This window comes from Novosphingobium sp. 1529, assembly GCF_040544855.1.
GTDB classification, from domain to species: Bacteria; Pseudomonadota; Alphaproteobacteria; order Sphingomonadales; family Sphingomonadaceae; genus Novosphingobium; species Novosphingobium capsulatum.
Genome location: NZ_JBEPKW010000005.1, coordinates 127,149 through 153,871 on the forward strand (window position 1 = coordinate 127,149; position 26,723 = coordinate 153,871).

The 26,723-nt window shown below is 64.7% G+C and carries 26 protein-coding genes; 6 read left to right on the forward strand and 20 right to left on the reverse strand.

Annotated features, from left to right (window positions below):
• Positions 1–34: 34 nt before the first annotated feature.
• Positions 35–1,162, forward strand: coding sequence for a tRNA guanosine(34) transglycosylase Tgt (gene tgt, locus ABIC78_RS12275; protein ID WP_022675577.1), 1,128 nt, complete (start codon positions 35–37; stop codon positions 1,160–1,162).
• Positions 1,163–1,174: 12 nt separating this feature from the next.
• On the opposite strand, the gene ABIC78_RS12280 is transcribed toward tgt, so the two are convergent.
• Positions 1,175–1,402, reverse strand: a complete 228-nt coding sequence (locus ABIC78_RS12280) for a hypothetical protein (protein WP_022675578.1) — start codon at positions 1,400–1,402, stop codon at positions 1,175–1,177.
• A 76-nt stretch (positions 1,403–1,478) separates the two neighbouring features.
• Entirely contained in the window at positions 1,479–2,384 is a 906-nt protein-coding gene (locus ABIC78_RS12285) for a LysR family transcriptional regulator (protein WP_062782194.1), read from the reverse strand.
• A 122-nt stretch (positions 2,385–2,506) separates the two neighbouring features.
• Here ABIC78_RS12285 and ABIC78_RS12290 point away from each other — a divergent pair, with 122 nt between their 5' ends.
• Positions 2,507–3,130: a YceI family protein gene (locus tag ABIC78_RS12290; RefSeq protein ID WP_054132241.1), complete on the forward strand. Its 624-nt coding sequence runs from the start codon at positions 2,507–2,509 to the stop codon at positions 3,128–3,130.
• Positions 3,131–3,259: 129 nt separating this feature from the next.
• Here ABIC78_RS12290 and rpsD read toward each other — a convergent pair whose 3' ends face one another.
• From rpsD to ABIC78_RS12345, 11 genes are all read right to left on the reverse strand, one after another.
• Positions 3,260–3,874: a 30S ribosomal protein S4 gene (rpsD, locus tag ABIC78_RS12295; RefSeq protein ID WP_022675581.1), complete on the reverse strand. Its 615-nt coding sequence runs from the start codon at positions 3,872–3,874 to the stop codon at positions 3,260–3,262.
• Between the two features lie 178 nt (positions 3,875–4,052).
• Complete coding sequence (locus ABIC78_RS12300) at positions 4,053–4,808, reverse strand: RNA methyltransferase (RefSeq protein ID WP_354489948.1); 756 nt, start codon at positions 4,806–4,808, stop codon at positions 4,053–4,055.
• A 3-nt stretch (positions 4,809–4,811) separates the two neighbouring features.
• On the reverse strand, positions 4,812–5,249 hold the full coding sequence (gene nrdR / locus ABIC78_RS12305) for a transcriptional regulator NrdR (RefSeq protein WP_369801299.1): 438 nt from the start codon (positions 5,247–5,249) through the stop codon (positions 4,812–4,814).
• 40 nt (positions 5,250–5,289) lie between these two features.
• Positions 5,290–6,603: a serine hydroxymethyltransferase gene (gene glyA, locus ABIC78_RS12310; protein ID WP_169048061.1), complete on the reverse strand. Its 1,314-nt coding sequence runs from the start codon at positions 6,601–6,603 to the stop codon at positions 5,290–5,292.
• A gap of 17 nt (positions 6,604–6,620) precedes the next feature.
• Positions 6,621–7,058 carry a ribose 5-phosphate isomerase B gene (gene rpiB / locus ABIC78_RS12315; RefSeq protein WP_022675585.1) on the reverse strand — a complete coding sequence of 146 codons (438 nt, stop codon included), beginning with the start codon at positions 7,056–7,058 and terminating at the stop codon, positions 6,621–6,623.
• A gap of 147 nt (positions 7,059–7,205) precedes the next feature.
• Complete coding sequence (locus ABIC78_RS12320) at positions 7,206–7,838, reverse strand: DUF2059 domain-containing protein (RefSeq protein ID WP_354489951.1); 633 nt, start codon at positions 7,836–7,838, stop codon at positions 7,206–7,208.
• 184 nt (positions 7,839–8,022) lie between these two features.
• The gene (locus ABIC78_RS12325; protein WP_022675587.1) at positions 8,023–10,335 is read right to left on the reverse strand and encodes a TonB-dependent receptor; all 2,313 of its coding nucleotides are present in this window, start codon (positions 10,333–10,335) and stop codon (positions 8,023–8,025) included.
• 224 nt (positions 10,336–10,559) lie between these two features.
• The gene (gene rpoD / locus ABIC78_RS12330; RefSeq protein WP_022675588.1) at positions 10,560–12,560 is read right to left on the reverse strand and encodes an RNA polymerase sigma factor RpoD; all 2,001 of its coding nucleotides are present in this window, start codon (positions 12,558–12,560) and stop codon (positions 10,560–10,562) included.
• Positions 12,561–12,656: 96 nt separating this feature from the next.
• The gene (gene dnaG / locus ABIC78_RS12335; RefSeq protein ID WP_171792482.1) at positions 12,657–14,522 is read right to left on the reverse strand and encodes a DNA primase; all 1,866 of its coding nucleotides are present in this window, start codon (positions 14,520–14,522) and stop codon (positions 12,657–12,659) included.
• A gap of 45 nt (positions 14,523–14,567) precedes the next feature.
• Positions 14,568–14,960, reverse strand: a complete 393-nt coding sequence (locus tag ABIC78_RS12340) for an endonuclease domain-containing protein (RefSeq protein WP_354489954.1) — start codon at positions 14,958–14,960, stop codon at positions 14,568–14,570.
• Positions 14,961–15,096: 136 nt separating this feature from the next.
• A complete protein-coding gene (locus tag ABIC78_RS12345; protein WP_022677779.1) occupies positions 15,097–15,549 on the reverse strand; it encodes a GatB/YqeY domain-containing protein in 453 nt (150 codons plus the stop codon).
• Positions 15,550–15,711: 162 nt separating this feature from the next.
• On the opposite strand from ABIC78_RS12345, the gene carA reads away from it, so the two are divergent.
• The 3 genes from carA to greA all read left to right on the forward strand — a co-directional run bounded on the left by carA (position 15,712) and on the right by greA (position 20,886).
• Complete coding sequence (gene carA, locus ABIC78_RS12350) at positions 15,712–16,887, forward strand: glutamine-hydrolyzing carbamoyl-phosphate synthase small subunit (RefSeq protein WP_354489956.1); 1,176 nt, start codon at positions 15,712–15,714, stop codon at positions 16,885–16,887.
• Positions 16,888–16,963: 76 nt separating this feature from the next.
• Entirely contained in the window at positions 16,964–20,278 is a 3,315-nt protein-coding gene (gene carB / locus ABIC78_RS12355; RefSeq protein WP_354489958.1) for a carbamoyl-phosphate synthase large subunit, read from the forward strand.
• 131 nt (positions 20,279–20,409) lie between these two features.
• Positions 20,410–20,886: a transcription elongation factor GreA gene (greA, locus tag ABIC78_RS12360; protein WP_022677776.1), complete on the forward strand. Its 477-nt coding sequence runs from the start codon at positions 20,410–20,412 to the stop codon at positions 20,884–20,886.
• 83 nt (positions 20,887–20,969) lie between these two features.
• Here the strand turns inward: greA and ABIC78_RS12365 are convergent, their stop codons facing one another.
• The 5 genes from ABIC78_RS12365 to ABIC78_RS12385 all read right to left on the reverse strand — a co-directional run bounded on the left by ABIC78_RS12365 (position 20,970) and on the right by ABIC78_RS12385 (position 23,244).
• On the reverse strand, positions 20,970–21,191 hold the full coding sequence (locus ABIC78_RS12365) for a DUF4170 domain-containing protein (protein ID WP_022677775.1): 222 nt from the start codon (positions 21,189–21,191) through the stop codon (positions 20,970–20,972).
• Positions 21,192–21,328: 137 nt separating this feature from the next.
• Positions 21,329–21,874 (reverse strand): hypothetical protein, encoded by a 546-nt coding sequence (locus ABIC78_RS12370; RefSeq protein ID WP_354489961.1) that lies wholly within the window; start codon positions 21,872–21,874, stop codon positions 21,329–21,331.
• Positions 21,871–22,218, reverse strand: coding sequence for a hypothetical protein (locus ABIC78_RS12375; RefSeq protein ID WP_354489963.1), 348 nt, complete (start codon positions 22,216–22,218; stop codon positions 21,871–21,873). Before ABIC78_RS12375 ends, ABIC78_RS12370 begins: the two co-directional genes overlap by 4 nt.
• Positions 22,215–22,628 (reverse strand): hypothetical protein, encoded by a 414-nt coding sequence (locus ABIC78_RS12380; protein WP_062782221.1) that lies wholly within the window; start codon positions 22,626–22,628, stop codon positions 22,215–22,217. Before ABIC78_RS12380 ends, ABIC78_RS12375 begins: the two co-directional genes overlap by 4 nt.
• Positions 22,621–23,244 carry a hypothetical protein gene (locus ABIC78_RS12385; protein WP_062782224.1) on the reverse strand — a complete coding sequence of 208 codons (624 nt, stop codon included), beginning with the start codon at positions 23,242–23,244 and terminating at the stop codon, positions 22,621–22,623. The genes ABIC78_RS12380 and ABIC78_RS12385 overlap by 8 nt, the downstream gene beginning before the upstream one ends.
• A 275-nt stretch (positions 23,245–23,519) precedes the next feature.
• On the opposite strand from ABIC78_RS12385, the gene eno reads away from it, so the two are divergent.
• Positions 23,520–24,803, forward strand: coding sequence for a phosphopyruvate hydratase (gene eno, locus ABIC78_RS12390; protein ID WP_022677770.1), 1,284 nt, complete (start codon positions 23,520–23,522; stop codon positions 24,801–24,803).
• Between the two features lie 189 nt (positions 24,804–24,992).
• Here eno and ribH read toward each other — a convergent pair whose 3' ends face one another.
• Positions 24,993–25,415 carry a 6,7-dimethyl-8-ribityllumazine synthase gene (ribH, locus tag ABIC78_RS12395; protein ID WP_062782226.1) on the reverse strand — a complete coding sequence of 141 codons (423 nt, stop codon included), beginning with the start codon at positions 25,413–25,415 and terminating at the stop codon, positions 24,993–24,995.
• A gap of 5 nt (positions 25,416–25,420) precedes the next feature.
• Positions 25,421–26,686, reverse strand: a complete 1,266-nt coding sequence (ribB, locus tag ABIC78_RS12400) for a 3,4-dihydroxy-2-butanone-4-phosphate synthase (protein ID WP_107715590.1) — start codon at positions 26,684–26,686, stop codon at positions 25,421–25,423.
• Between the last annotated feature and the right edge of the window lie 37 nt (positions 26,687–26,723).

Here is a 26,723-nt window from a genome sequence, read left to right on the forward strand (position 1 = left end):
CTGTTCTTTTGCCCCGGATGATTGCCCGCACCCGATGACCCGCTTTTCGTTCCAGATCCACGCCACCAGTGGCAAGGCCCGCACCGGCACCATCCAGATGAAGCGGGGGGAGATCCGCACGCCGGCATTCATGCCGGTTGGCACGGCGGCCACGGTCAAGGCAATGAAGGTGGAAGATGTGCGCCGCACCGGTGCCGACATCATCCTGGGCAACACCTATCACCTGATGCTGCGCCCCGGCGCCGAACGCATGGCGCGGCTGGGTGGTCTCCACGCGTTCATGGGCTGGGATCGCCCGATCCTGACCGACAGCGGTGGCTATCAGGTGATGAGCCTGTCAGACCTGCGCAAGATCACCGAGGAAGGCGTCACGTTCGCCAGCCACCTCGATGGCTCGCGTCACATGCTCTCGCCCGAACGCTCGATGGAAATCCAGCGCCTGCTGGGCTCCGACATCGTGATGGCATTCGACGAATGCCCGCGTGCCGATCAGCCGCGCGACGTGATCGCCCGCTCGATGGAAATGTCGATGCGCTGGGCCCGCCGCAGCCGCGCCGGTTTCGACAGCGGGGAAGAGCATGCCGCGCGTTCGGCGCTGTTCGGCATCCAGCAAGGCGCGCTTGATGAAGGGCTGCGCCAGGCCAGTGCCGATGCCCTGCGCGATATCGGCTTTGACGGTTATGCCATCGGCGGCCTGGCGGTGGGCGAGGGGCAGGAGGCGATGTTCGCCACGCTCGATTTTGCGCCGTCGCAATTGCCGGCCGATCGCCCGCGCTATCTGATGGGCGTGGGCAAGCCCGATGACCTGGTCGGCGCGGTGGAGCGCGGGGTGGATATGTTCGACTGCGTGCTGCCCACGCGTTCAGGCCGCAACGGGCAGGGCTTTACCTGGAACGGCCCGATCAACATGCGCAATGCCCGCCATGCTGAAGATACCGGCCCGCTCGACCCGCGCTGCACCTGCCCGGTCTGCGCCAAGTACAGCCGCGCCTATCTGCATCACCTGCACAAGGCTGGCGAAATGCTGGGCGCCATGCTGCTGACCGAGCACAACCTGTCGTTCTACCAGCAGCTGATGGCCGGCATGCGCGCGGCCATCGCGGAGGATCGCTTTACCGCGTTCGCCGCCGATTTCCGCCGGGACTATTTCAACCGGGAGTGATCCGTCAGGCCGTCAGGCCGCGATCTGCGGTTGCGGCGTCATCACCACCTCGGTTTCAAGCCGGGTGCCGGGATATTGCGCGAATTCGCCGGTCCGGGTGTCGAGAAAGCCGGCGCCGATGGCGCTGGCCTGGGCCTTGGCTGTTTCCAGATCAGGATACCATTTGCCGCAACGGTGCGGCGTGACGAAGCGATACATCAGCATGCTGCGATAATGCTGGCGGCGCGATGCTGTTCCCATTGTCTGCTGCGTTCATGCGCAATTTGCGACGATCCGTTTGTTGCGGGAAACGGCTGAAAATATTGCTTTATTGTGTCTACCATTCGGCGGCCATCGCGGGCACCGTGGCGGCGAGGAATTCGATCCAGGCGCGGGTCTTGGCGGCCGGCCGGCGCGAGGGATGGGTGATCGCATGGACGGCGCCGAGCCCCGCCAGCGGCTGGTCCAGCACCACCTCTACCAGCCGCCCTTCGCGCAGGGCACGCGCGGCGATGAAGCGTGGACCATAGACCAGGCCAAGCCCTGCTGCCGCCGCTTCCACCAGCACGTCGCCATTGTCAGCCTGCAAGGTGCCGCGCACTGGCTGGTGGATCGTGCCATCCAGGCCAAAGCGCCAGACGTGCTGGCCAAACCGGGTCAGGGTGAAGCCCAGGCAATCATGCTGCACCAGATCGCTGACCTGGCTGGGGGTGCCGCGCTGGGCGAGGTAGGCAGGGGAGGCGCAGACCACCAGATGCATGTCGGCCAGTTTGCGCGCCACCAGGCTGCTGCCGACCAGGCGGCCGATGCGGATGGCCATGTCCCAGCGTTCTTCCACCAGATCGACCTGGCGATCGCTCATCCCCAGTTCCACGGTAATGCCGGGATAGCGCTGGTTGAAGGCGGCGACCAAGGGCGCGATGTGCAGCACGCCGAACGACATCGGGGCGCTCACCCGCAGCAGCCCTTCGATCGCCACGCTTTGCGCGGCTGCTTCTGCTTCGGCCTCGCGCAAGTCGGCCAGTACGCGTTCCGCCTTGTCGAGGTAAGCCGCGCCCGCCTCTGTCAGCGACAGGCGCCGCGTGGTACGGTGGACCAGCGTGGTGCCCAGCCGCGCCTCCAGCGCGGAAAGGTGCTTGGCCGCCATCGCCGGCGACATGTGCAGGGCGCGGGCGGCCGCAGAGAGGCCGCCCAGCCGCATCGCTTCGACGAACACCTCGATTCCGGTCAAGCGGTCAGCCACTGATTTCGCACCCTGGGTAAAAGGATAATCTCATGCTTGGCGTATTATCATCTGATGGTGGAAACGCCATCTTGCGCCCGATCATTTCACCGCTGATCATTGCAACAAGGACGATCCCTGTCATGACACGTACCAAGACTTTCGCCGCTCTGGCCCTGGCTCTTGCCGTTCCTGCCCTGGCCGCGCCGGCGCTGGTCGCCGCGCAGGCCACTGCCGCGCCTTCGGCCGTGCCGGCTGGCACCTATCAGGTGGAAACCCACCACACCCTGGCCGAATTCACCGTCAGCCACTTTGGCTTCAACGACTTTTTCGGCGTGATCCCCGGCGCGACCGGCACGATGACGCTCAACCCGGCCAACCTGGGTGCCACCACGCTGGACGTGGCGCTGCCGGTTTCGGCAATCTCCACCACCAACGCCACGCTCGATGGTGAACTCAAGAGCGCCGACTGGTTCGACGCGGCCAAGTATCCCACCATCCGCTTCGTCTCGCACAAGGTGGTGCCGACCGGCGATCGCACCGCGCGGATCGAGGGTGACCTGACGATGCACGGCGTGACCAAGCCCGTCACGCTCGACGCCACGTTTGGCGGCGCTGGCTCCAACCCGATGAGCAAGGCCTTCACCGTGGGCTTTGGCGCCACCGGCACGCTCAAGCGTTCGGATTTCGGCGTGAGCAAGTATGTGCCCTTCGTCAGCGACGAAGTGCGCCTCAAGATCACCGTGGCGTTCGAAAAGAAGGCCTGATCGCGCGGCGTTCTGCCCGGTGCGCACCTGCGCATCGGGCATACGGTTTGGCCGCGTTTGGCGGGCAACAAAAAAGGCGGGGTGAAAACCCCGCCTTTTCCGTTTGTCTTGTCCGTGTGGACCGACCGATCAGCGCGAATAGAATTCGACGACCAGGTTCGGTTCCATCTTCACCGGATAGGGCACTTCGTCGAGCGTCGGCACGCGCACGAAGGTGACCTTGTCGGCGCCTTCTTGGGCGACGTAGTCAGGGACTTCGCGTTCCGGCAGAGCCTGCGCTTCGGCGATCAGGGCCATTTCCTTGGCCTTGGTGCCCAGGGTGAGCACGTCGCCGGGGCGCACGCGGCGGCTGGCGATGTTGCACTTCACGCCGTTGACGCGGATGTGGCCGTGCGAAACGATCTGGCGAGCCGCAAAGATGGTCGGCGCGAACTTGGCGCGGTACACGACCATGTCGAGGCGCTGTTCGAGCAGGCCGATCAGGTTCTGACCGGTATCGCCCTTCATGTTCGACGCTTCCTGATAGGTGCGCTTGAACTGCTTTTCGGTCACGTCGCCGTAGTAGCCCTTGAGCTTCTGCTTGGCGCGCAGCTGGATGCCGAAGTCGGAAACCTTGCTCTTGCGGCGCTGGCCGTGCTGGCCCGGGCCATACGAGCGGCGGTTCACCGAGCTCTTGGGGCGGCCCCACAGGTTTTCACCAAGGCGACGGTCAATCTTGTACTTGGACGAATGGCGCTTCGACACGCGTTCGTTCCTTTCAACTAGCGTTTGGTCTGGGGAAGGCCGATGCCCTCCCGGCTGATGCCCGGAACCGCACCATCCCGCCAATTGCCAGGATGCGGCCACCACTTCACCGGACGTGTGGGGCCAATTGCGAAGGCGCGCCTAGAACAGGACACGCCCGCAGAGTCAAGGGAAAAGCTTATTCCCCGCGAGGCTCGGTGCCGGGCTTGCTGCCTGGCGCGCGGCGCATGGCAGACAGCACCCCGCGCAGCGTGCGGATTTCGAGATGATTCCAGCCCGGCTTGGTCAGCATGGTGCGCAGCGTGCGGCGCGTGGCCGCCGCGCGGTCTTCAGGCATGAAATAGCCGCGCGGTTCCAACAGGCCGCACAGCTGGGCAAACATGCCTTCAAACTCTTCCTGCGGGGCAGGGGGCAGCATGTCTTCGACCGTGGGCTGCACCAGGGCGCCGGCGGCGTTCTGATGCTTGGACCATTCATAGGCGCACAGGATCACTGCCTGGGCCAGGTTGAGCGAGCCGAATTCGGGGTTGATCGGCACGGTCAGGATGGTGCGCGCCAGGGCAACGTCATCGGTTTCCAGGCCCGAACGCTCTGGCCCGAACACCAGCGCGCTGCGGCCTTCCTCGACCACGATCGCGCGGGCCGCTTCCTCGGGCGTCACCACCGGCTTGGTCACCCCGCGCTTGCGCACGGTGGTGGCATAGACATGGGCGCAATCGGCCACGGCATCGGCCAGCGTTTCATAGACCTGCGCCCGTTCCAGCACCACGTCGGCGCCAGAGGCGGCCGGGCCGGCGGCCGGATTGGGCCAGCCATCGCGCGGCGATACCAGGCGCATTTCCGCCAGGCCGAAGTTGAGCATGGCGCGCGCGGCCTTGCCGATGTTTTCGCCCAATTGCGGGCGCACGAGAACGATAACGGGCTGTGCAGGCATGGCTTACTTGGCCACTTCCTGGATGGAAGAGGCAAATTCCTCGAAATCACGGGCTTCGGAAAAATCGCGATAGACGCTGGCAAACCGGATATAGGCCACGCTGTCGAGCTGGCGCAGCGCATCCATGACCATCTCGCCGATCACCTTGGAGGCGACCTCGCCATCGCCCATGGTTTCGATCTGGCGCTGGATGCCGGTGACCAGCTGATCCAGGCGTTCCTGCGTTACCGGGCGCTTGCGACAGGCGAGCGCGACGGACTGTTCGATCTTGGTGCGATCGAACGGTTCGCGGCGCGGCTCGCTGCCATCGCCCTTGTTCTTCACCACCAGAACCTCGCGCAGTTGCACGCGTTCGAACGTGGTGAAGCGGGCGCCGCAGCTTTCGCATTGGCGCCGCCGGCGGATCGAGGTGTTGTCCTCGGTCGGCCGGCTGTCCTTCACCTGGCTGTTGTCATGGGCGCAGAACGGGCAACGCAAACGCTCAAAGCTCCGGGTAGATGGGGAACTGCGCGCAGAGGTCCGCCACGGCGTCGCGCACGCGCTGTTCCACCTGGCCGTCGCCTTCTTCGCCATTGCGGGCCATGCCATCGACCACCTGGGCGATCAGTTGGCCGATCTGGCGGAACTCTGCCTCGCGGAAACCGCGCGTGGTGCCGGCCGGCGTACCCAGGCGGATACCCGAGGTGACGAAGGGCGAGCGCTTGTCGAACGGCACGCCGTTCTTGTTGCAGGTGAGCCAGGCGCGATCGAGGCCCTTTTCAGCGGCCTTGCCGGTCACGTCCTTGGCTGACAGGTCCACCAGCATGAGGTGGTTGTCGGTGCCGCCCGAAACGATGCCGAGCCCGGCATCCTTGAGGCTTTCCGCCAGGGCCTTGGCATTGGCCACCACCTGGTGGGCATAGGCCTTAAATTCGGGGCGCAGCGCATCGGCAAAGGCCACGGCCTTGGCCGCGATCACGTGGACCAGCGGGCCGCCCTGGAGGCCGGGGAACACGGCGGTGTTGAACTTCTTGGCCAGCGCCTCGTCGTTCGTCAGGATCACGCCCGAACGCGGGCCGCGCAGGCTCTTGTGCGTGGTGGTGGTCACGACATGGGCATGCGGGATCGGCGAGGGGTGCGCACCGCCGGCAACCAGGCCCGAGATGTGCGACATATCGACCAGCAGATAAGCGCCCACTTCATCGGCAATGGCGCGGAACGCCTGCCAGTCCCAGGTGCGCGAATAGGCGGTGCCGCCCGCGATGATCAGCTTGGGCTTGTGCTCGCGCGCCAGGCGGGCCACTTCGTCCATGTCGATCTGGTGATCGTCGGCGCGCACGCCATAGGGAATGGGGTGGAACCACTTGCCGCTCATGTTGACCGGCGAACCGTGGGTGAGGTGGCCACCCGAATTGAGATCGAGGCCCATGAAGCTGTCGCCCGGCTGCAGCAGCGCCAGGAACACGGCCTGGTTCATCTGGCTGCCCGAATTGGGCTGCACATTGGCGAAATTGCAGCCGAACAGCTTCTTGGCGCGTTCGATCGCCAGGTTTTCCACCACGTCGGCATATTCGCAGCCGCCGTAATAGCGCTTGCCCGGATAGCCTTCGGCATACTTGTTGGTCAGCACCGAGCCGGTCGCTTCAAGCACGGCCAGGCTGGTGATGTTTTCCGAGGCGATCAGCTCGATCTTGGTCTGCTGACGCTTGAGTTCACCCTGGATGGCGGCGAAGATTTCGGGATCGGCCGAGGCGAGATGCTCGGTGAAGAAGCCTGCCGTGCGGACTTCCGGCGATGCGGTGGCAGCGGTGGACATCGGGTGTGGCTCCTGGATCAGAGGGCTGGATTGGAAAGCTTGGTAACGCGGCGCACGTGGCGGTCGCCGGCAAAGGGCGTGGCGAGGAACGCCTCGACGCAGGCCTTGGCCATGTCGAGCCCGGTCAGCCGGGCGCCCATGGCCAGCACGTTGGCATCGTTGTGCTCACGCGAAAGCTTGGCCGAAAACGGCTCACCCACCAGGGCGCAGCGCACGGCCGGGTTGCGGTTGACGGCAATGGAAATACCGATGCCCGAGCCACACAGCGCGATGCCGCGTTCGGCTTCGCCGGCGGCCATGGCGCTGGCCAGCTTGTACCCGTAATCGGGATAGTCGACGCTGTCGCCGTTATAGGGGCCAAGGTCGGCCACATCGTGGCCCAGCTCGCCCAGCCACTGGACAAGATCGGCCTTGAGCGCCAGCGCGGCGTGATCGGAAGCAATGGCAATGCGCATGGGTTATAGCGGTTCCGGTTGCCTATGGTGGGGGTTCTGGCGTCCCCCTAAACCCATTGCGCGCGCTATGCCAGATTAATTGGCCTTATGATGCACCCTTTGCCCAGATGGGTGGGCAGCCCGGCGCGGCAGCCCACCCGTCGCCTCTCATTGCCCGGCGTGGGCAGCGGCGATCTTCTTGGCGACCTCTGGGTGCTGGGTCAGGTAGGTGGTCAGCTCTGCCTTGAGATTCTTGGCCATGCCCATGCCCACTTCCATGCCGTCGCGGTTCATCGCGGTCATCACGGTAACCACGTCAGGGTCCTGCATCAGGTCGGCCGAGCGCGAGAGATAGTGACTACCTGCCGGCGTCTGGGCGAAAGCCAGAATGGCGCGAAGGTCTTCGTGCGAGAAATGGCGGACATAGGCGCGGGTCATGGCATCGACGAGTTCGGGCATGCGGCGCTCCATCGCCGGGCGCATCGCGGCGGGCATCGTTTCGAACATGCGCGCGAAGATCTGCTGCAAGCCGGGATCGTCCACGCCCATGATGCCGGCCATATTGCCCTGCATGGCGCCCATCATCGTCTTGGTGACGCGCTCGACAATTGCCACGCGTTGTTCGGGCGGCAGGATAACCGCGATGATCTGGCTGGCCACTTGCAGATCGGCAGGATCGAGCGGGCGTGCCGCCGGGGGCGGTGCGGTCTGCGCCTGCGCGGCAGCGGGCAGGGCCACGGCGCTGGCCAGCGGGGCGAGGGCCAGGGCGGCAAAGGCAACGGTTTGGCGGGCAGGCAGCATTGGCGGAAACTCCCGGAGGACAAGCCGGGCGAAAGCCGGTGTCGCGGTTCTGTTCGTTGCGCCTTGTTGCGGGCCGGTCAAGGGCGGAAAGCCCAGCGTCAAAAGGATTTATTCGGGCTGCCATAACGCGAAACGGGGCGGCATCGCTGCCACCCCGTCCCGATTGTCATGCTGTGCGATGCGATCAGCGGAACGAACCGCTGAACGAGACACCGATCGTGCGCGGATCGTTGTAGATCCCGGCGCGATAGTTGGAGGTGTCGATCACGCCGACCAGGTTGCGCTTGTTGGTCAGGTTGCGGGCGAACACCGCCAGCTCGTAGCGACCAAACGCGAAGCCGGCCTTGGCGCCCAGCTCGTAGTTGCCGTCAGAGGTGTATTCCACCGTCTTGTACGGCACATACATGGTATAGCCCTGCAGGTTGAAGTCTGCGCCGACGAACGCCTTGAAGTCGTCATTCAGCGGCAGGTCGTACCGGCCCGACAGGTTGAGGTTGAAGCGCGGCGCGTTGGGCAGCGAATTGCCGTTGATCTGCGCAAAGTAGTTCGCGCCGACCTTGTTGACCGGGTTGAGCACGGTTTCCGACAGCACGCCACCAGCCGAACCGGCCTGGGCAAACACGTTGGGGTCCTTGACCTCGGTGTGCAGCACGCTCACGCCAATGTCGAAGCGCAGGTTCTTCGACGGACGCAGGCCCACTTCCGCTTCGGCGCCATAGCCCACGGCCTTGTCGGCATTGAACAGCACGCCGCTGCCATTGCTGTCGTTGCCGTTCAACTGGATGTCGGTGACGGTGTAGTAGAACCCGGTGAGGTTGAACGTCAGCGCGTTATCCAGCCAGGCGCTCTTGATGCCGGCTTCCCACGAGGTGTTCTTTTCCGAATTGGCCGTGGTGAACGGCGAATTGAACACGGCCGAGCGCCCCTGGATGGTCGGGCCACGGAAGCCGCGCGCCACGCGGGCAAAGAACGACAGGTCGGAATTGGCGCGATAGAGCAGGCTGGCGTCAAAGCTCGGCTGCGTGTCCGACAGGCGCACGTTGCGCGCGGCCGTGGCCGGGAAGGTCACCACGCCAGCGGCGGTGTCCGCCGTCTTGAGCAGGGTGGTGGTCTTGGTGTCGTTTGACAGGCGCGCGCCGGCAGTAAAGCGCAGCTTTTCGGTCAGGTCATAGCTGGCCTGGCCAAACACCGCCCAGCTGGTGTTGACGTTGTGCAGCAGCACCCAGTTGTTGGGGTTGGCACCCGGCGCACCGGCGTTGAGGAAGTAGCCGCGCTGGTCGAACTCGGTGTAATCGCGCGAGTCGAAGTAGATGCCGCCCAGCTGCCACTTGAAGCGGGCCGCGTCGGGGCTCGCCAGGCGTACTTCCTGGCTCCACTGGTTGAGGCTGCGCAGCACGCCGCGCGATTCGCCAAAGCCGGCGCCGCCAAAGTTGGCCGCCGCGCCGCCGTCGGTGTCACCACGGCTCGAACCGTGCGACGCTTCATAGGCCGTGATCGAGGTCAGCGTCATGCTGCCGATGTCCTGCACGGCCTTGAGCGAGACGCCCTTGGTCTTGTAGGCCTGCGGGTTGTTGCCGCCTTCGTCATAGGCCACGTTGGTCAGGTCCAGGTTCTGCGGCACGGTGTGCGTGCCCTTCTGGATCGAACCGCGGTAAAAGATCGAGGCGCTGCCGTCGTAATCGCGATAGTGGCCCGAGAGGCGCAGCGACAGGGTTTCGGTCGGCTGGGCGAGCAGCTGCAGGCGCACGTCGCGCTCGTTGAAGCCGCCCATGACGTTGTTGCCGGGCTTGGTGCCGTCGTCGCTGACGCCGGTGTAGGTGTTGTTGATCCAGTTGTCGCGGTGCTGGTACAGGCCCGACAGGCGGAAGCTGACGCGGCCGTCAGAAGTCAGCGGACCACCGACGCCGGCGTCGATGTTCACGCTGTTGCGGCTGCCCCAGCTGGCGCTGGCCTGGCCGGCCCAGGTTGCGGTGGGCTGGGCGGTGTCGAACTTGACGATACCGGCGGTGGTGTTGCGGCCGAACAGCGAACCCTGCGGGCCGCGCAGCACTTCCACCTGGGCGATGTCGAACGCCGGGTTGGACTTGAGCACCACGTGCTCCATCACCACGTCGTCCTGGATCACCGACACCGGTTGCGAAGCGCCGAGGTAGAAGTCGATGTTGCCAAGGCCGCGGATGTAGAAGCGCGGGAAGATGCGGCCCGTGGTCGATTCGACGTTGAGGCTGGGCACGCGGCCGGCGAGCGAGAGCAGCGTGTCAGCGCCGGCGGCCTGCAGGTTGTGCAGCAGTTCGGGCTTCATCACGGCCACCGACACCGGCACCGACATGATGTTTTCCTGGCGGCGCTCTGCCGTCACGACGATGGCATTGCCGGCATCGTCAGCAGCGGCGGCGGCGGGCGCAGCGGGTGCAGCATCCTGGGCAAAGGCGGCAGGTGCGATGGCCGCAAAGGCGGCCCCCGCCAGCATGGCGGAAGCGAAACGGGTGGTACGCATGGAATTTCCCCTGACGGAAAGGACGCGGTCTTTGCCGCTGTTGTGTGATCCGGCCGGGCTATTAGCGTTTTGTGTCAAGCCTGTGTCAGACTAATGCAAGGGTGTGTCGGTTTCAGTTGATACTGATGCCGCATTGCAACACATCGCGACCAGACGAAAAGAGGCGCCGGGCCGGAGCCGGGCGCCTCTCTTGGCGTAGCGCGCTTGCGGCAGTGCCGCAGGGCTTACTGATCGAGGAACGAGCGCATCTTGCGGCTGCGGCTCGGGTGCTTGAGCTTGCGCAGCGCCTTGGCTTCGATCTGACGAATGCGTTCGCGCGTCACCGAGAACTGCTGGCCAACTTCTTCCAGCGTGTGATCGGTGTTCATGCCGATGCCGAACCGCATGCGCAGCACGCGTTCCTCGCGCGGGGTCAGGCTGGCCAGAACGCGGGTGACGGTTTCCTTGAGATTGGCCTGGATGGCCGCATCCACTGGAATGATCGCGTTCTTGTCCTCGATGAAATCGCCTAGGTGCGAATCTTCCTCGTCGCCGATCGGCGTTTCGAGGCTGATCGGCTCCTTGGCGATCTTCATCACCTTGCGCACCTTTTCGAGCGGCATCGAGAGACGCTCGGCCATTTCCTCGGGCGTGGGCTCGCGGCCCTGCTCGTGCAGGAACTGGCGGCTGGTGCGCACCAGCTTGTTGATCGTCTCGATCATGTGCACCGGAATGCGGATGGTGCGCGCCTGGTCGGCGATCGAGCGCGTGATCGCCTGGCGGATCCACCAGGTGGCATAGGTGCTGAACTTGTAGCCGCGGCGGTACTCGAACTTGTCCACCGCCTTCATCAGGCCGATGTTGCCTTCCTGGATGAGGTCCAGGAACTGCAGGCCGCGGTTGGTATACTTCTTGGCGATCGAGATCACCAGGCGCAGGTTCGCCTCGACCATTTCCTTCTTGGCGATGCGCGCCTCGCGCTCACCCTTCTGGACCATGTTCACGATGCGGCGGAACTCGGCCAGCTGCATGCCCGTGGCCGAGGCAATGTCGGCCACTTCGGCGCGGATGCGTTCGACCGCGCCCGCTTCGGTGGCAGCAAAGGCCGCCCACTTCTTGTCGCGCGTGGCGAGCGACTGCAACCAGCCTTCGTCCAGCTCGCGCCCGACGTAATGGTCGAGGAAGTCCTTGCGGCTCACCTTGTGGCGCTCGGCCAGGCGCAGCATCTGCCCGCCCAGCGTGGTCAGCCGGCGGTTGAACGCATAGAGGTTGTCGACCAGGTATTCGATCTTGGAAGCGTGGAACTGCACGCTTTCCACCTGCGCGGTCAGTTCCTCGCGCAGCTTGTGATATTCGGTTTCCTTGGCGGCCGAGAACGGCAGGCCCAGGCCCAGCGCGTCAAGACGCTCGCCCTGGAGCTTTTCAAAGGCGCGGAACAGGCTGGTGATTTCGGCAAAACGCTCCAGCGCGGCAGGCTTGAGCGTGGCTTCCATCTGCGCGAGGGAAAGGGTGTTGTCTTCCTCTTCCTCTTCCGCCGGACGGGCGCGGCGCTCGCGCAGCTCGTCGTCCTCGTCCTCGGTTTCCTCTTCCTCGACGTCTTCCTCTTCCTTGAAGGAAGGGCCAGCGGTGGCCTCGCTGATTTCGCCGTCGGCTTCCTCGCCGTCTTCGGACAGGTTCTCGGGCTGCGGTTCCTTGGACAGCATGGCATCGAGATCGAGAATCTCGCGCAGCTGCATTTCGCCCGCGTTGAGCGCTTCGGACCACTGAATAATGGCGTGGAAGGTAATCGGGCTTTCGCACAGGCCCATGATCATGGTGTCGCGGCCGGCTTCGATGCGCTTGGCGATGGCGATTTCGCCCTCGCGGCTGAGCAGTTCCACCGCGCCCATTTCGCGCAGGTACATGCGCACCGGATCGTCGGTGCGTTCGATGGTTTCCTTGCGCTTTTCAACTACCGGGCGGTCGTCCATCCCGGTGTCGTTGTCTTCGGCTTCCTCAGCCTCGCGCTCTTCGGGATCGACCGCGTCCTCGTCGCTCTCGACGATGTTGACGCCCATTTCCGAGATCGCGGCCATGATGTCCTCGATCTGCTCGGAGGACATCTGGTCTTGCGGCAAAGCTTCGTTCAGCTCGTCATACGTGATGACGCCGCGACGCTTGGCGCGCGCGATCAGCTTCTTGATCGAAGCCTCGTTAAGGTCGATCAGCGGTGCATCGCCGCTATCGGTCTTGTCGTTGGAAGCCATTAACCCCGATACCACCCTTTGACGTCGTGCCGCATTGGGCCCCATCGGTGCCCAGGCCAGGATCGCATCCGGTCTCGGGCGATCCATATGTTCCTATTATAACGATGCACGAGTGCGACCCATTTGCCCCAACCTGGCCAGCAAAGCCAGCCTTCGTTGCAGCAATCGTTGTTGTTCGGCAAAGCTATCCTCGGAAAAGTCGTTTTCGAGGCGCTCTGTCGCTCGCGCCAGCGCCGATTCCACCGCCGGAAGATCGACAATCAGCTCGATCGCTTCGGCCAGTTCGTCAAGCGCGGTGGCGCTCGTTTCCGAAAGGAAGCCGAATCGCAGGCCATCGTAATCGTCTGCCGACGGCACCTCTAGCTGCCGCTCAAGCAATATGGGGCGCAAGGCCGTGCTTTCAAGCGGCGCGCCCGATTCGGCAAAGGCCAGCAGCGCATCGAGCAGCGCGGCCATGCCGGCCTGCGCGGGGTGGATGCGCGCCAGCGCCTCGCCATGGCGGGCCAGCGCGGCCGGATGCACCACCAGCCCGGCCAGAACCGCCGCCAGCAGCGCGTCGCCCGAACCGACCTTGGCCGAGAGGCGGCTGGCCGTGGCAGCGGGCAGGGGCGGGGGTGCCGGCTTCCATGGCCCGCGGCCCTGGCGCGGCTGGAACGTGCCACCCTGGCGCGGGGTGAAGGTAGGGCGCTCGCGCCGGGCAAAGGCCAGTTCGCCAAAGCGATCGAGCAGTTCGCGGCGGTAGAGCGTCTTGATATCGGGATGGGCGATGGTGTCGCAATGGGCCAGCAGGCGCGCCTTGAGCCCGGCCTTGTCTTCCGGCGTGGTCAGCGGCGAGGCGTCACGCTCGCCTTCCCACAGCACATCGACCAGGCTGCGCGCGGTGCCGAGCAGATCGAGCATCGCCTCGCGGCCGCGCTTCTTGACCACGTCATCGGGGTCCATGCCATCGGGCAGGGTGACGATGCGCAGGCTGTGCCCAGGGCGCAGCAGGGGCAGGGCGCGCGTCACGGCCTTCATTGCCGCGCGCTGCCCGGCGGCATCGCCATCGAAACACAGCGTCGGGCATTCGGTCACGCGCCACAGCCGCTCGATCTGGTGCTCGGTCAACGCCGTGCCCAGTGGGGCGACGGCTTCGGCAATGCCGGCGGCGGCCAGGGCGACCACGTCCATATAGCCCTCGACCACCACGATCCGGGCCGACGATCGCGCGGCCGGTGCAGCGCGGTGCAGGTTGTAGAGCGTGCGGCCCTTGTCGAACAACGGCGTATCGGGCGAATTGAGATACTTGGGGGCGTCGGTCTTTTCGGCCGCCAGGATGCGCCCGCCAAAGGCGATGATCCGCCCGCGCTGGTCGGCGATCGGCAGCATCAGCCGCCCGCGAAAGCGATCGTAGGGCGTCTTGCCTTCGACCACGATCTGCAAGCCGGCCTCGATCAGCATGCTTTCGGGAAACTGGCCCAGCGCCTCTTTCAGCGCAGTGCGGCTGTCAGGGGCATAGCCAAAGCCGAATTCACGGGCGATGCGCTCGGGAAACCCGCGCGAGGCGAGGTAGGCCCGCGCTCGCTCGGCTTCTGGCGCTTTCAGGCTGGCCACGAAAAAGTCCTGCGCCGCCTGCATCACATCGTGCAGCGACTTGGCCGCCTGCGCGCGCTGTGCCGCTTGGCGGTCCATCTCGGGCATGTCCATGCCCGCCTGCGCCGCCAGTTCCTTGACCGCCTCGATGAACGGCAGACCCTGGTGATCGGTCATCCAGCGGATGACATCGCCATGTGCGCCGCAGCCAAAGCAGTGGTAGAAGCCCTTTTCGTCGTTGATCGTGAAGCTGGGCGTCTTCTCGTTATGGAACGGGCAGCACGCCTTGAACTCGCGCCCGGCCTTCTGCACGCGGATCGACCGCCCGATCACGCCCGAAAGCGAGACGCGGTTGCGCAGTTCATCCAGCCATTGCGGGGTTAGGCTCAAACTCCCCTCCCGCTTGCGGGAGGGGCTGGGGGAGGGTGTGTTGCGTCAAAGCTCACCCTTCACTCCCAATTCCTTCAGAACACGGATCAATTCCAAGATAATCCCATCACGGTTGTTCATCACGTCGCCGTTCCAGACGCGGACGACGGAGAAGCCCTGGCTTTCCAGAAACGCTGTTCGCCGGGCATCATAGGCCTGCGCCGCTGCATGCGTGGCGCCGTCGATTTCGATGACCAGCCGATATTCCCGCGAAATGAAGTCGCAGATGTATGGCCCGATGGGGAATTGCCGATTGAACCGCACGCCCAGCACTTGGCGGCTGCGCAGGGCCTGCCACAGGTGGCGTTCCGGTTCGGTGGCATTGTTGCGCAACTGGCGGGCGCGGGCGGTAGGGCGCTGGTCGCCCTTGTCGTTCGCGCGCTGCCAAGCTTGGTCCATCGGGGGAACATGCCCTCCCCCAGCCCCTCCCGCAAGCGGGAGGGGAGCTAAAAAGAAGTCCTTCCAACGGGAGGCGGAGGCATAACGCCAAAATCCCCCTCCCGCCTGCGGGACGGTTTAGGGGAGGGCATGTTGCTTACGAAAGCGCCGCCTTCACCAGACCGCTGGCCTTGCTCATGTCGATCTGCGTGCCGTGGCGCGCTTTCAGTTCAGCCACCACGCGGCCCATGTCCTTCATGCCGGTGGCGCCGAGTTCGGCCTTGATGCCTTCGATCGCGGCCTTCACGTCGTCTTCGGAAAGCTGCGCGGGCAGGAATTCCTCGATCACGACCAGTTCGGCCTTTTCCACGTCGGCCAGTTCCTGGCGGCCGCCCTGCTCGAACAGGGTGATCGATTCGCGGCGCTGCTTGACCATCTTTTGCAGCACGTCGATCACCACGGCATCGTCATCCGGCACCGTCTTTGCGGTGCGCAGTTCGATGTCCTTGTCCTTGAGCTTGGCCAGGATCAGGCGGACGGCGGCAAGGCGTCCCTTGTCTCCGGCTTTCATGGCAGCCACTTGCGCGGCCTTGATCGTGTCGCGGATCATGTCGTGTTTTTCCTGTGGGTGTTCGGGCCGCGCAGGGCGGCGCAAAGGATTCCTCCTAGGACAAACTTTCTTGAACCGCTAGGTTGACGCTGCGGCCATAGGAGCGTAGCGGCCGGGCCTTAGCAACATCGCCAGAACCCCTGCCAACGGAGCGCCCCCATAATGGCCGACCCCGCCCTTTCGCTTGCGTCCCAACCAGAAGGATCGACGGGTGTTCTCGTCCTTGCCGACGGTTCGGTCGCCTGGGGCCGAGGCTTTGGCGCCGTGGGTGAAGCCGTCGGCGAGGTGTGCTTCAACACCGCGATGACCGGCTACCAGGAAGTGATGACCGATCCCAGCTATGCATCGCAGATCGTCACGTTCACGTTCCCGCACATCGGCAATGTCGGCACCAATGCCGAAGACATGGAAAGCCATGGTGTGCCCGGCGCGGTGGGCTGCGTGGTGCGCGAAGACGTGACCGCGCCGGCCAACTTCCGCGCCCAGGGCACGTTCCAGCAGTGGATGGAGCGCCAGGGCCGCATTGGCCTGGCCGGCATCGATACCCGCGCGCTGACCCGCCGCATCCGTTTGTCGGGCGCGCCCAACGCAGTGATCGCCCACAACCCCGAAGGCCAGTTCGACCTGGAAGCGCTGCTGGAAAAGGCGCGCGCCTGGCAGGGCCTGGAAGGCCTTGACCTCGCCCGCGTGGTCAGCCGCGAGGCCCGCGAAGAATGGCAGGGTTCGGTCTGGCATCTGGGCGAGGGCTATACCCGCCCTGAAGGCACTGGCCGCCCGCACGTCGTCGCCATGGATTTCGGCGCCAAGGACAACATCTTCCGCAACCTGGTCAAGGCCGGGGCGGACGTGACCGTGGTGCCGGCGCAGACCGGGTTTGACGAGATCATGGCGCTCAAGCCGGCGGGCGTGTTCCTGTCCAACGGTCCGGGTGACCCGGCCGCGACCGGCGCCTATGCCGTGCCGGTGATCCAGCAACTGCTCGCGGCCGACGTGCCGATCTTCGGCATTTGCCTCGGGCACCAGATGCTCGGCCTGGCGGCCGGCGCCAAGACCACCAAGATGAACCAGGGCCATCGCGGCGCCAATCATCCGGTCAAGCGCAACGAAGACGGCGTGGTGGAAATCACCTCGATGAACCATGGCTTTGCCGTGGACAATGCGCCGGGTTCGCTGCCTGCCAACGTGATCGAAACCCACGTCTCGCTGTTCGATGGTTCCAACTGCGGGATCGCGATCACCGGCAAGAAGGCGTTCGGCGTGCAATACCACCCCGAAGCCTCACCCGGCCCACAGGACAGCTTCTATCTGTTTGAAAAGTTCGTGAGCATGCTGGGCTAATCGCCCAGCCATCGTTTCCGAACCCATTCGCCGTGCCCGGCACGGCTGACGCCAGAACAAAGACAAAGGCCCACCCATGCCCAAGCGCACTGACATCTCCTCGATCCTGATCATCGGCGCCGGGCCGATCATCATCGGCCAGGCTTGCGAGTTCGACTATTCGGGCACGCAGGCGGTCAAGGCGCTCAAGGAAGAGGGCTATCGCATCATCCTGGTCAATTCCAACCCGGCCACGATCATGACCGACCCGGAAATGGCCGACGCCACCTATGTGGAGCCGATCACGCCCGAAGTGGTGGCCAAGATCATCGCCAAGGAACGGCCCGATGCCGTGCTGCCGACGATGGGCGGGCAGACCGCGCTCAACACGGCGCTGGCCCTGGCCAATGACGGCACGCTGGAAAAGTATGGCGTGACGATGATCGGCGCCAACGCCGAGGCGATCGACAAGGCCGAAGACCGCCAGAAGTTCCGCGACGCGATGGACAAGATTGGGCTGGAATCGGCCCGGTCGGGCGTGGCCCACACCGTGGAAGAAGCACTCGCCGTGCTGGAAACCACTGGCCTGCCTTCGATCATCCGCCCCAGCTTTACCCTGGGTGGCACCGGCGGCGGCATTGCCTACAACAAGGACGAGTTCATCAAGATCGTCCGCGGTGGCCTGGAAGCATCGCCGACCACCGAAGTCCTGATCGAGGAATCGCTCCTCGGCTGGAAGGAATACGAGATGGAAGTCGTCCGTGACCGGAACGACAATTGCATCATCATCTGCTCGATCGAAAACGTCGATCCGATGGGCGTGCACACCGGCGATTCGATCACCGTGGCCCCGGCGCTGACGCTGACCGACAAGGAATACCAGATCATGCGCAATGCATCGATCGCGGTGCTTCGCGAGATCGGCGTGGAAACCGGCGGTTCCAACGTGCAGTTCGCGGTCAACCCCAAGGATGGGCGCCTGATCGTGATCGAGATGAACCCGCGCGTCTCGCGCTCCTCGGCGCTGGCGTCGAAGGCCACCGGCTTCCCGATCGCCAAGGTCGCGGCCAAGCTGGCGGTAGGCTATACCCTCGACGAGATCACCAATGACATCACCGGCGCCACGCCGGCGAGCTTTGAACCGACGATCGACTATGTTGTCACCAAGATCCCGCGCTTTGCCTTTGAAAAGTTCAAGGGTTCCGAACCGCTGCTCTCCACGGCGATGAAGTCGGTCGGCGAAGTCATGGCGATCGGCCGCAACCTCAAGGAATCGCTGCAGAAGGCGCTGCGCGGGCTGGAAACCGGCCTCGACGGCTTCAACCGCTATGATGCCCTTGAAGGCGCGACGCGCGACGAGATCAACGCCGCGCTCAGCCGCGCCACGCCCGAGCGCCTGCTCGTGGTCGGCCAGGCCTTCCGCGAAGGCTTCAGCGTCGAAGACGTCCACGCCGTGACCAAGTACGAACCCTGGTTCCTGCGCCACATCGCCGAAATCATCGCCGAGGAAGAAGCGGTGATCCAGCACGGCCTGCCCGTGACGGCCGAAGGCATGCGCCGGTTGAAGGGCATGGGCTTTTCCGACAAGCGCTTGGCCAAGCTGGCGGTGCGGTCGGCGGGCCTGGTCGGCAGCCCCAACCACGCCCGCTCGGGCCTGGTCCACGATGTGGTTTCGGCCATGGCTGGCGCCACCAGCGAGGCCGAAGTACGCAAGCTGCGCCACAAGCTGGGCGTGCGCCCGGTGTTCAAGCGCATCGATAGCTGCGCCGCCGAATTCGAAGCGGTCACGCCCTACATGTATTCCACCTATGAAGGTGGCCTGTTTGGCGAACCCGAAAACGAAGCCATGCCCAGCGATCGCCGCAAGATCGTGATCCTGGGTGGCGGCCCCAACCGCATCGGCCAGGGCATCGAGTTCGACTATTGCTGCTGCCACGCCTGCTTCGCGCTGGAAGACGCCGGGTTCGAGACCATCATGGTCAACTGCAACCCGGAAACCGTTTCCACCGACTATGACACCTCGGACCGCCTCTATTTCGAGCCTCTGACGGCCGAAGACGTGCTGGAAATCCTTGATGTCGAGCGCTCCACCGGGGAACTGGTCGGCGTGATCGTGCAGTTTGGCGGGCAGACCCCGCTCAAGCTGGCGCAGGCGCTGGAAGACGCCGGCATCCCGATCCTGGGCACCTCGCCCGACGCGATCGACCTGGCCGAAGACCGCGAGCGCTTTGCCGCGCTGGTCGAGCAGTTGGGCCTCAAGCAGCCGGCCAATGGCATCGCCCGCAGCCGCGACGAAGCCATCGCTGTGGCCAGCCGCATCGGCTATCCCGTGCTGATCCGCCCCAGCTACGTGCTGGGCGGCCGCGCCATGGAAATCGTCGACAGCCAGGCCCAGTTGGAAGACTACATCGCCACGGCGGTGCAGGTTTCGGGCGATAGCCCGGTCCTGATCGACCAGTATCTGCGCGATGCGATCGAATGCGATGTCGATGCGCTGGCCGATGGCGAAACCGTGCGCGTGGCCGGTGTGCTGCAGCACATCGAGGAAGCCGGCATCCATTCGGGTGACAGCGCCTGCACCCTGCCGCCTTACAACCTGCCGGCCGAAATCGTTGCCGAAATGGAGCGGCAGGCGGTTCTGCTGGCCCAGGCGCTCAAGGTGCGCGGCCTGATGAACATCCAGTTCGCGGTCAAGGATGGCGATGTTTACCTGATCGAGGTGAACCCGCGCGCCAGCCGCACCGTGCCGTTCGTGGCCAAGGCCGTGGGCCAGCCCATTGCCAAGTATGCCGCCCGCGTGATGGCCGGCGAACGCCTGGCCGATCTGCCTGAAATCCGCCGCGACATCGATTACATGGCAGTCAAGGAAGCGGTGTTCCCGTTTGCGCGCTTCCCCGGCGTCGATCCGGTGCTCTCGCCGGAAATGAAGTCCACCGGCGAAGTCATGGGAATCGACGAGAACTTCGGCATGGCCTTTGCCAAGGCGCAGCTGGGCGCCAGCACCCGCCTGCCGCAGGGTGGCACGCTGTTCGTCTCGGTCAAGGATACCGACAAGCCGGTGGTCCTGCCCGGCGTGCGCAAGCTGGCGGCGATGGGTTTCAAGATTGTCGCCACTGGCGGTACCGCCCGCTATCTGGCCGACAATGGCGTGAACGTGGAACAGGTCAACAAGGTGGCCGAAGGCCGCCCGCACATCGTCGATCGTATCATCGATGGCGAGATTGCCCTTATTTTCAACACGACCGAAGGCTGGCAAAGCCACAAGGACTCCGCTTCGATCCGTGCATCGGCGCTCAATGGCAAGGTTCCCTACTTCACCACGGCCACCGCATCGGTGGCTGCGGCAGAGGCGATCGAGGCTTTGCGCAGTGCCGAACTTGAAGTGAAGTCGCTGCAAGACTATTATCGTTGATCGTCCAAGGGTTCCCCTCCCACAGCGTTGCCCATCGCGGCTGAACGTGGCCAGGCTGGTTTCCAGCCCGGCGGGGGAACGGTTTTCCCTCGAACCCATTGGGCCAGGGAATTGAAAGAGAAGGATTACGGATGGCCAGTGTTGAAAAGCTGCCGATGCTCCAGGAAGGCTATGAAAAGCTGACTGCCGAGCTCAAGCTGCTGCGCGAGGAGCGTCCCCGGATCGTAGACGCCATCGAGGAAGCACGCGCCCACGGCGATCTTTCCGAAAATGCCGAATACCATGCCGCCAAGGAACGCCAGGGGCAGGTTGAAGCGACGATCGCCGATCTCGAAGACAAGATCAGCCGCGCGCACATCATCGATCCCACCACTTTGTCGGGTGACCGCATCGTGTTTGGCGCCACGGTGACGCTGCTCGACGATGATGAAAAGCCGGTGCGCTACCAGATCGTGGGCCAGGCCGAGGCCGACGCGAAGCGTGGCCGCATCAGCTACAATTCACCGCTCGGCCGCGCGCTGATCGGTCGCAAGGTGGACGAGGAAATCGAAGTCACGGTTCCCTCGGGCGACAAGTTCTACCTGGTGCAGAAGATCGAGTTCATCTGAATCGATCCTGCGCAAAGTCATCAAAAAGCCCCCGGAAACTGCTGTTTCCGGGGGCTTTTTGCATTGGCGCGATCGCGCTGCGATCAGGCGTCGCTTTGTGCCGGATCGAGCAGCTTGTGGAGGTGGACCACCACATAGCGCATTTCGGCATCGTCAACGGTGCGCTGCGCTGCCGAACGCCAGGCTTCTTCGGCCGCGGCATAATCGGCATAGACACCGACGAGATCGATGGCTTTGAGATCGACGAAATCGAGCGTCTGCGGGTCTTTCACCCGGCCGCCCATCACGAGATGGAGTTTCTGCATTGTGGCCCTTCCCTGGGAGGATGCCAAAAGCCGATGGCAAACTGTGCGGCTTTGCGCAAGACCCGTGCGCGGCTGCACATTTGCAACCTGCGCACGGGCATTTGCGCAAAACGGCGCTGGGGGCAGGGCGGGCGTGCTCAGCGCTTGAGACGGGCGGCCAGTTCGCTGGCCTTCGTCAGCGCCACGTCGGCCGCCTCGCGTGCGGCGTTGGCAGCCACTTCGGCCAGATCAGTCGCCTTCTTGCGTGCTTCGCCGGCACCCCCGGCCAGCTTGCCGCCGGCTTCGCTGCCGATGTCTTCCAGCTTGTGCACGCCTTCGCGGCCGGCATCGGCCGCCTTTGCGGCATAGGCAAGGGCGATCTCTGCCGCCAGCGTCGCCAGCGTGCTGGCTTTCTTGCCGAGCCCGGCGGCGACCTGCTCGGCCGGTTCGGCCAGGCTGGCAAAGGTTGAGGCGGCAGTCGGCTTGCGGCTGCGCGTGGCCAGCTTGCCGACGACCAGGCCAAGCGCGATGCCACCGGCCAGCGCCGCCAGAGGGTGCTGCTCCACCACCTGGCGCACGGTGCTGCCCACCTCCGCAGCCTTGGCGCGGGCCTGGGCCACGCGATCGCTCGCCTGGCTACTATCGTCGTCCTGCGCCGGCACTACCGGGGTCAGTTCAGGCGTCTGCTTCGTGTCGTCGCTCACCATAATCCTCCAGTTTTGCGCCCCCACTTGCGATTTTCGCGCTTGCCGAACCATCCGCTCGGCCGCTTGTCCCACAGCCATTGGCCAAGGGCCATCAGCGGCTCGCGCAAGGTCCAGCCTGCGAGCACCACCAGGGTAATGATCAGCGCCGGTGCGGTATCCTTGATCACCGTGCCGGCGCCGTCGATGGCTTCCACCATTTCGTCGATCAGGCGATCACGCAGTCGCTGCCCCAGGGGGCGCGCGGCCAAGTCATCCTTGAGACCGACAAGTTCCGATCGCATGTCTTGCCAGGCCTGCGCGCGCGCCTGGGCGGCGGCCAGCAGGGTTTCCTCGGCGCTCATGCCGCTGTTTCCTGCATGGCGTTCTCCTGCTCTACGGCAGCAACCACTGCCGCTTCTGCCCGGGTGGGCTTACCCAGCACCGTATCGCGCGCATCGCGAAACGCGCGCACGGCGGCGCGGAAGCACAGGCCGCTGAGCAGCATGAGGCCCAGGCCGACCACGGCCAGCGCCCCCCAGGCCGTCAACAGTGGCGCCAGCGCAATGAGCAGGCCCACCACCAGCGCCACCAAGGTCAAACCGCCGAACGCGCCAGCCAGGAGCAGATAGATGGCCACGCGTTTGCCCCGGCTCCAGCCAAAGCCAACGCGCGCCTTCTGATAGGCCATCTCGGCGCCGAGAACGGCTTCACCCTGGCGGAACAGCGCTTCGAGTCGCGCGGCCAGCGGCGTGGCCTCGCTGCTGTCAGGCATCCGTGCTGTCGCCACCGCGGAACAGGCGGGCCAGCACGAAGCCGGTCACGGCCGCGATGCCAAGCGCGGTGGCCGGGCTCTTGCGCACGAAGGTCTTCACGTCTTCACCCAGTTCGGCAAAGTCCTTTGATGCGAGCTTGTCGGCGGTGTCTTCCACGCTCTTGCCAGCGGTGCGGGCATAGTCGCCATACTTGACGCCAAGCTTTTCATCGATTGCGTCGGCCGAACCGGCAATGGCCTTGCCCACGGCAGCCAGCGCTTCGCTGGCCTTGGCCTTGCCATCGTGCGCCAGATCGGCGCCCTTGTCCTTGGCCTGCGCGGCCAGAGCCTTGGCCTCGTCAGACCACTGCGCGGCGGTGTCGGTCGCCTTGTCCTTGTAGACCTGGCTCTTTTCCAGTGCCTCGGCCTTGAGCGTTTCGGCGCTGCTGCGTGCTTCGTCCACGGCCTGGGCAAAGCGGGTCTTGGCCTTTTCAGCCAGATCGCGTGCCGTGGCGGCCAGGTCGTGCGCCTTCACGTCGACGGCATCGGCCGCCTTGGTGCCGGCATCCACCAGATCGGCGCCGGCATCCTTGATGGCAGCTTCGGTTTCGTTGGTTTCAGGTGCGGTGTCGGCCATGAGAATCCCTTTCTCTTTCGACAAATTCGTATGCCACAATCGTATGCCCTGCATGGGCCATGGATCGGGCGGCGTTCAGGTGTTGCACTGCGGCATTATTTGCCGCTCTACGCCATCTTGCAAGCCAACGCCGCTTGCTTGCCAAGGTTCCACCCGATAGGAGCCCGGCAGGCCGGTGAAGTCCAGAGAAACTTGCCCTGGATAGTTACACCGTCGTTCGCTGCTGGAAGCAGGCCCACTGGGGGCCGGCCACCGAAAGCCAAGGGAAGCCGATCATGACCGCGATCATCGATATTCACGCCCGCGAAATTCTCGACAGCCGGGGCAATCCCACCGTCGAAGTCGACGTTCTCCTTGACGATGGCTCGTTCGGCCGCGCCGCCGTGCCGTCCGGCGCCTCGACTGGCGCGCACGAAGCAGTCGAACTGCGTGATGGCGACAAGAGCCGCTATCTGGGCAAGGGCGTGACCAAGGCGGTCGACGCCGTCAACGACGAGATCAGCGAAGTCCTGCTCGGCCTCGACGCCGAAGACCAGCGCGACATCGACATGGCGATGATCGAACTGGACGGCACCGAGAACAAGGGCCGCATCGGCGCCAACGCCATTCTCGGCACCTCGCTCGCCGTGGCCAAGGCCGCTGCCGATGCGCGTGGCCTGCCGCTCTATTCCTATGTTGGCGGCGTGTCGTCGCACGTGCTGCCGGTGCCGATGATGAACATCATCAACGGCGGCGAACATGCCGACAACCCGATCGATTTCCAGGAATTCATGATCATGCCGGTGGGTGCGCCCACCCTGGCCGAAGCCGTGCGCTGGGGCGCGGAAGTGTTCCACACCCTCAAGAAGGGGCTCAAGGACAAGGGCCTGGCGACTGCCGTGGGCGACGAAGGCGGCTTTGCCCCCAACCTTGCCAGCACGCGCGATGCGCTCGATTTCGTGATGGCCTCGATCGAAAAGGCCGGGTTCAAGCCGGGCGAAGACATGGTTCTGGCGCTCGACTGCGCCAGCACCGAATTCTTCCGCAACGGCAAGTATGAAATCAGCGGCGAAGGCCTCTCGCTCAGCCCCGATGCCATGGCCGATTACCTCGCCGCGCTGTGCGATGCCTATCCGATCCTCTCGATCGAAGACGGCATGGCCGAAGACGATTTCGAAGGTTGGGCAGCGCTCACCAGCAAGATCGGCAAGCGCGTGCAGCTGGTCGGCGACGATCTGTTCGTGACCAACCCCAAGCGCCTGGAAATGGGCATCGGCAAGGGGCTGGCCAACTCGCTGCTGGTCAAGGTCAACCAGATCGGCACGCTCACCGAAACGCTCGAAGCGGTCAGCATCGCGCAGCGCGCGGGCTATACCGCAGTGATGAGCCACCGTTCGGGCGAAACCGAAGACGCGACCATTGCCGACCTGGCAGTGGCCACCAACTGCGGCCAGATCAAGACCGGCTCGCTCGCCCGTTCCGACCGGCTTGCCAAGTACAACCAGCTGATCCGTATCGAGGAAGAGCTGGGCCAGGCCGCGCGCTATGCCGGCCGTGGCGCGTTCGGCCGCCTCGCCTGATCCGGACATAAAAAGCCCTCTCCCCAATGGGGAGAGGGTTGGGTGAGGGGGTGTTGGAATGTCGTTCGGAACATTCCCTCCCCCAGCCCCTCCCCCAAGCGGGAGGGGAGTATAAAAGAAAACCCCTCCCGCAAGCGGTAGGGGAGATTGAGGAGCCTCCACCGCTTTGCGGGGAGGCGCCTCAGGCGATCAGTCGCCCCACTTCTTCTTGAGATCGTATAGCGCCAAGGCCGCCTTGGCCGCTTCGCCGCCCTTGTCCTTCTGCGCCGGATCGGCGCGCACCAGGGCCTGGGCTTCGTTCTCGACCGTCAGGATGCCATTGCCAATCGGCAGGCCGTCCATGGTCAGCGCCATGATGCCGCGCGCGCTTTCACCCGCCACGATTTCAAAGTGATAGGTCTCGCCGCGGATCACGACGCCAATGGCGACATAGCCATCATAGCTGCCGTCCTGGTCAGCCAGCGCAATCGCCGCCGGAATTTCCAGGGCGCCGGGAACGGTGACGACATCGGCCTTGTGGCCGGCTGCCTTGAGCGCGGCGCGGGCGCCGGCGATGAGCTGGTCGTTGAGATGCGCGTAGAACCGGGCTTCAACGATGAGGAACTTGGCCAAGAAACTTACTCCGCTGGAATCGGGCGCTCGCCCACGATGTTGAGGCCATAGCCTTCGATCGCGATCGGCGTGTGGTGGGAATTGGACAGCAAGACCAGGTCGTGGATGCCAAGATCTGCCAGGATCTGCGCGCCGATACCATAGGCGCGCAGGTCCATGTCCTGGCCCGGCGTGGCGCCACGCACGGGATCGCTGTCTGCGGTAGGGAACAGCAGCACGATCACGCCGGCCCCGGCGCGGCCGATTTCGGTCATCGCGCGTTGCAACGTGCGCTTGCGCGCGCCGGCCCGGCCCAGCAGATCGTCAAACGCGGAAAAGGCATGGACGCGCGCCAGCGTGGGCGTGCCGGGAATGACCTGGCCCTTTTGCAGGACCAGGCTTTCGGTGCCATCCACCTTGTTGCGATAGGTCAGCACGCGCCAGTCGCCGCCATAGTCAGACGTGAACGGCACTTCGGCCACCTTCTGCACCAGATGGTCATGCCGGCGGCGATATTCGATCAGGTCGCGGATCGTGCCGATCTTGAGGCCGTGGCGCCGGGCAAATGGAACGAGATCGTCCATTCTGGCCATGGTGCCATCGTCCTTCATGATCTCGCAAATCACACCCGAGGGGTTGAGCCCGGCCAGCCGCGAGATATCGACCGCCGCTTCGGTATGGCCGGTGCGCACCAGCACGCCTCCATCGCGTGCGATCAGCGGAAAGACATGGCCGGGCGTGACGATGTCATGGCGGCCCTTGGCCGGATCGATCGCCACGGTAACGGTGCGGGCGCGATCATGCGCGGAAATGCCCGTGGTCACGCCTTCGCGCGCCTCGATCGAAACGGTGAACGCGGTTTCGTGGCGCGTGCCGTTGTTGCGGCTCATCAGTTCGAGGCCAAGTTCCTCGACGCGCGCGCGGGTCAGCGTCAGGCAGATCAGCCCGCGCCCGTGGGTGGCCATGAAGTTTATCGCGTCGGGCGTGGCCATCTGGCCCGGGATAACCAGATCGCCTTCGTTTTCACGGTCTTCGTCATCCACCAGGATGAACATGCGCCCGTTGCGCGCTTCCTCGATAATCTCTTCGATCGGCACGATGGCGGGGCTGTCGTCGCCCTCGGTCAACACCCGCTCCAGCTTGGCCAGCGTGTCGGCAGTGGGATTCCAACCGGGCGAGGTGCATTCGCGCAGGGTGTTGGCGTGCAGGCCGGCCGCGCGGGCAAGCCCTGCGCGCGACATGCCGCCTTCGGTCACCAGCTTGCGGACGCGTTCGATGAGTTCGTTTGACATGCACCTGCATTGTCACATCGAAATGTGATATGCAAGA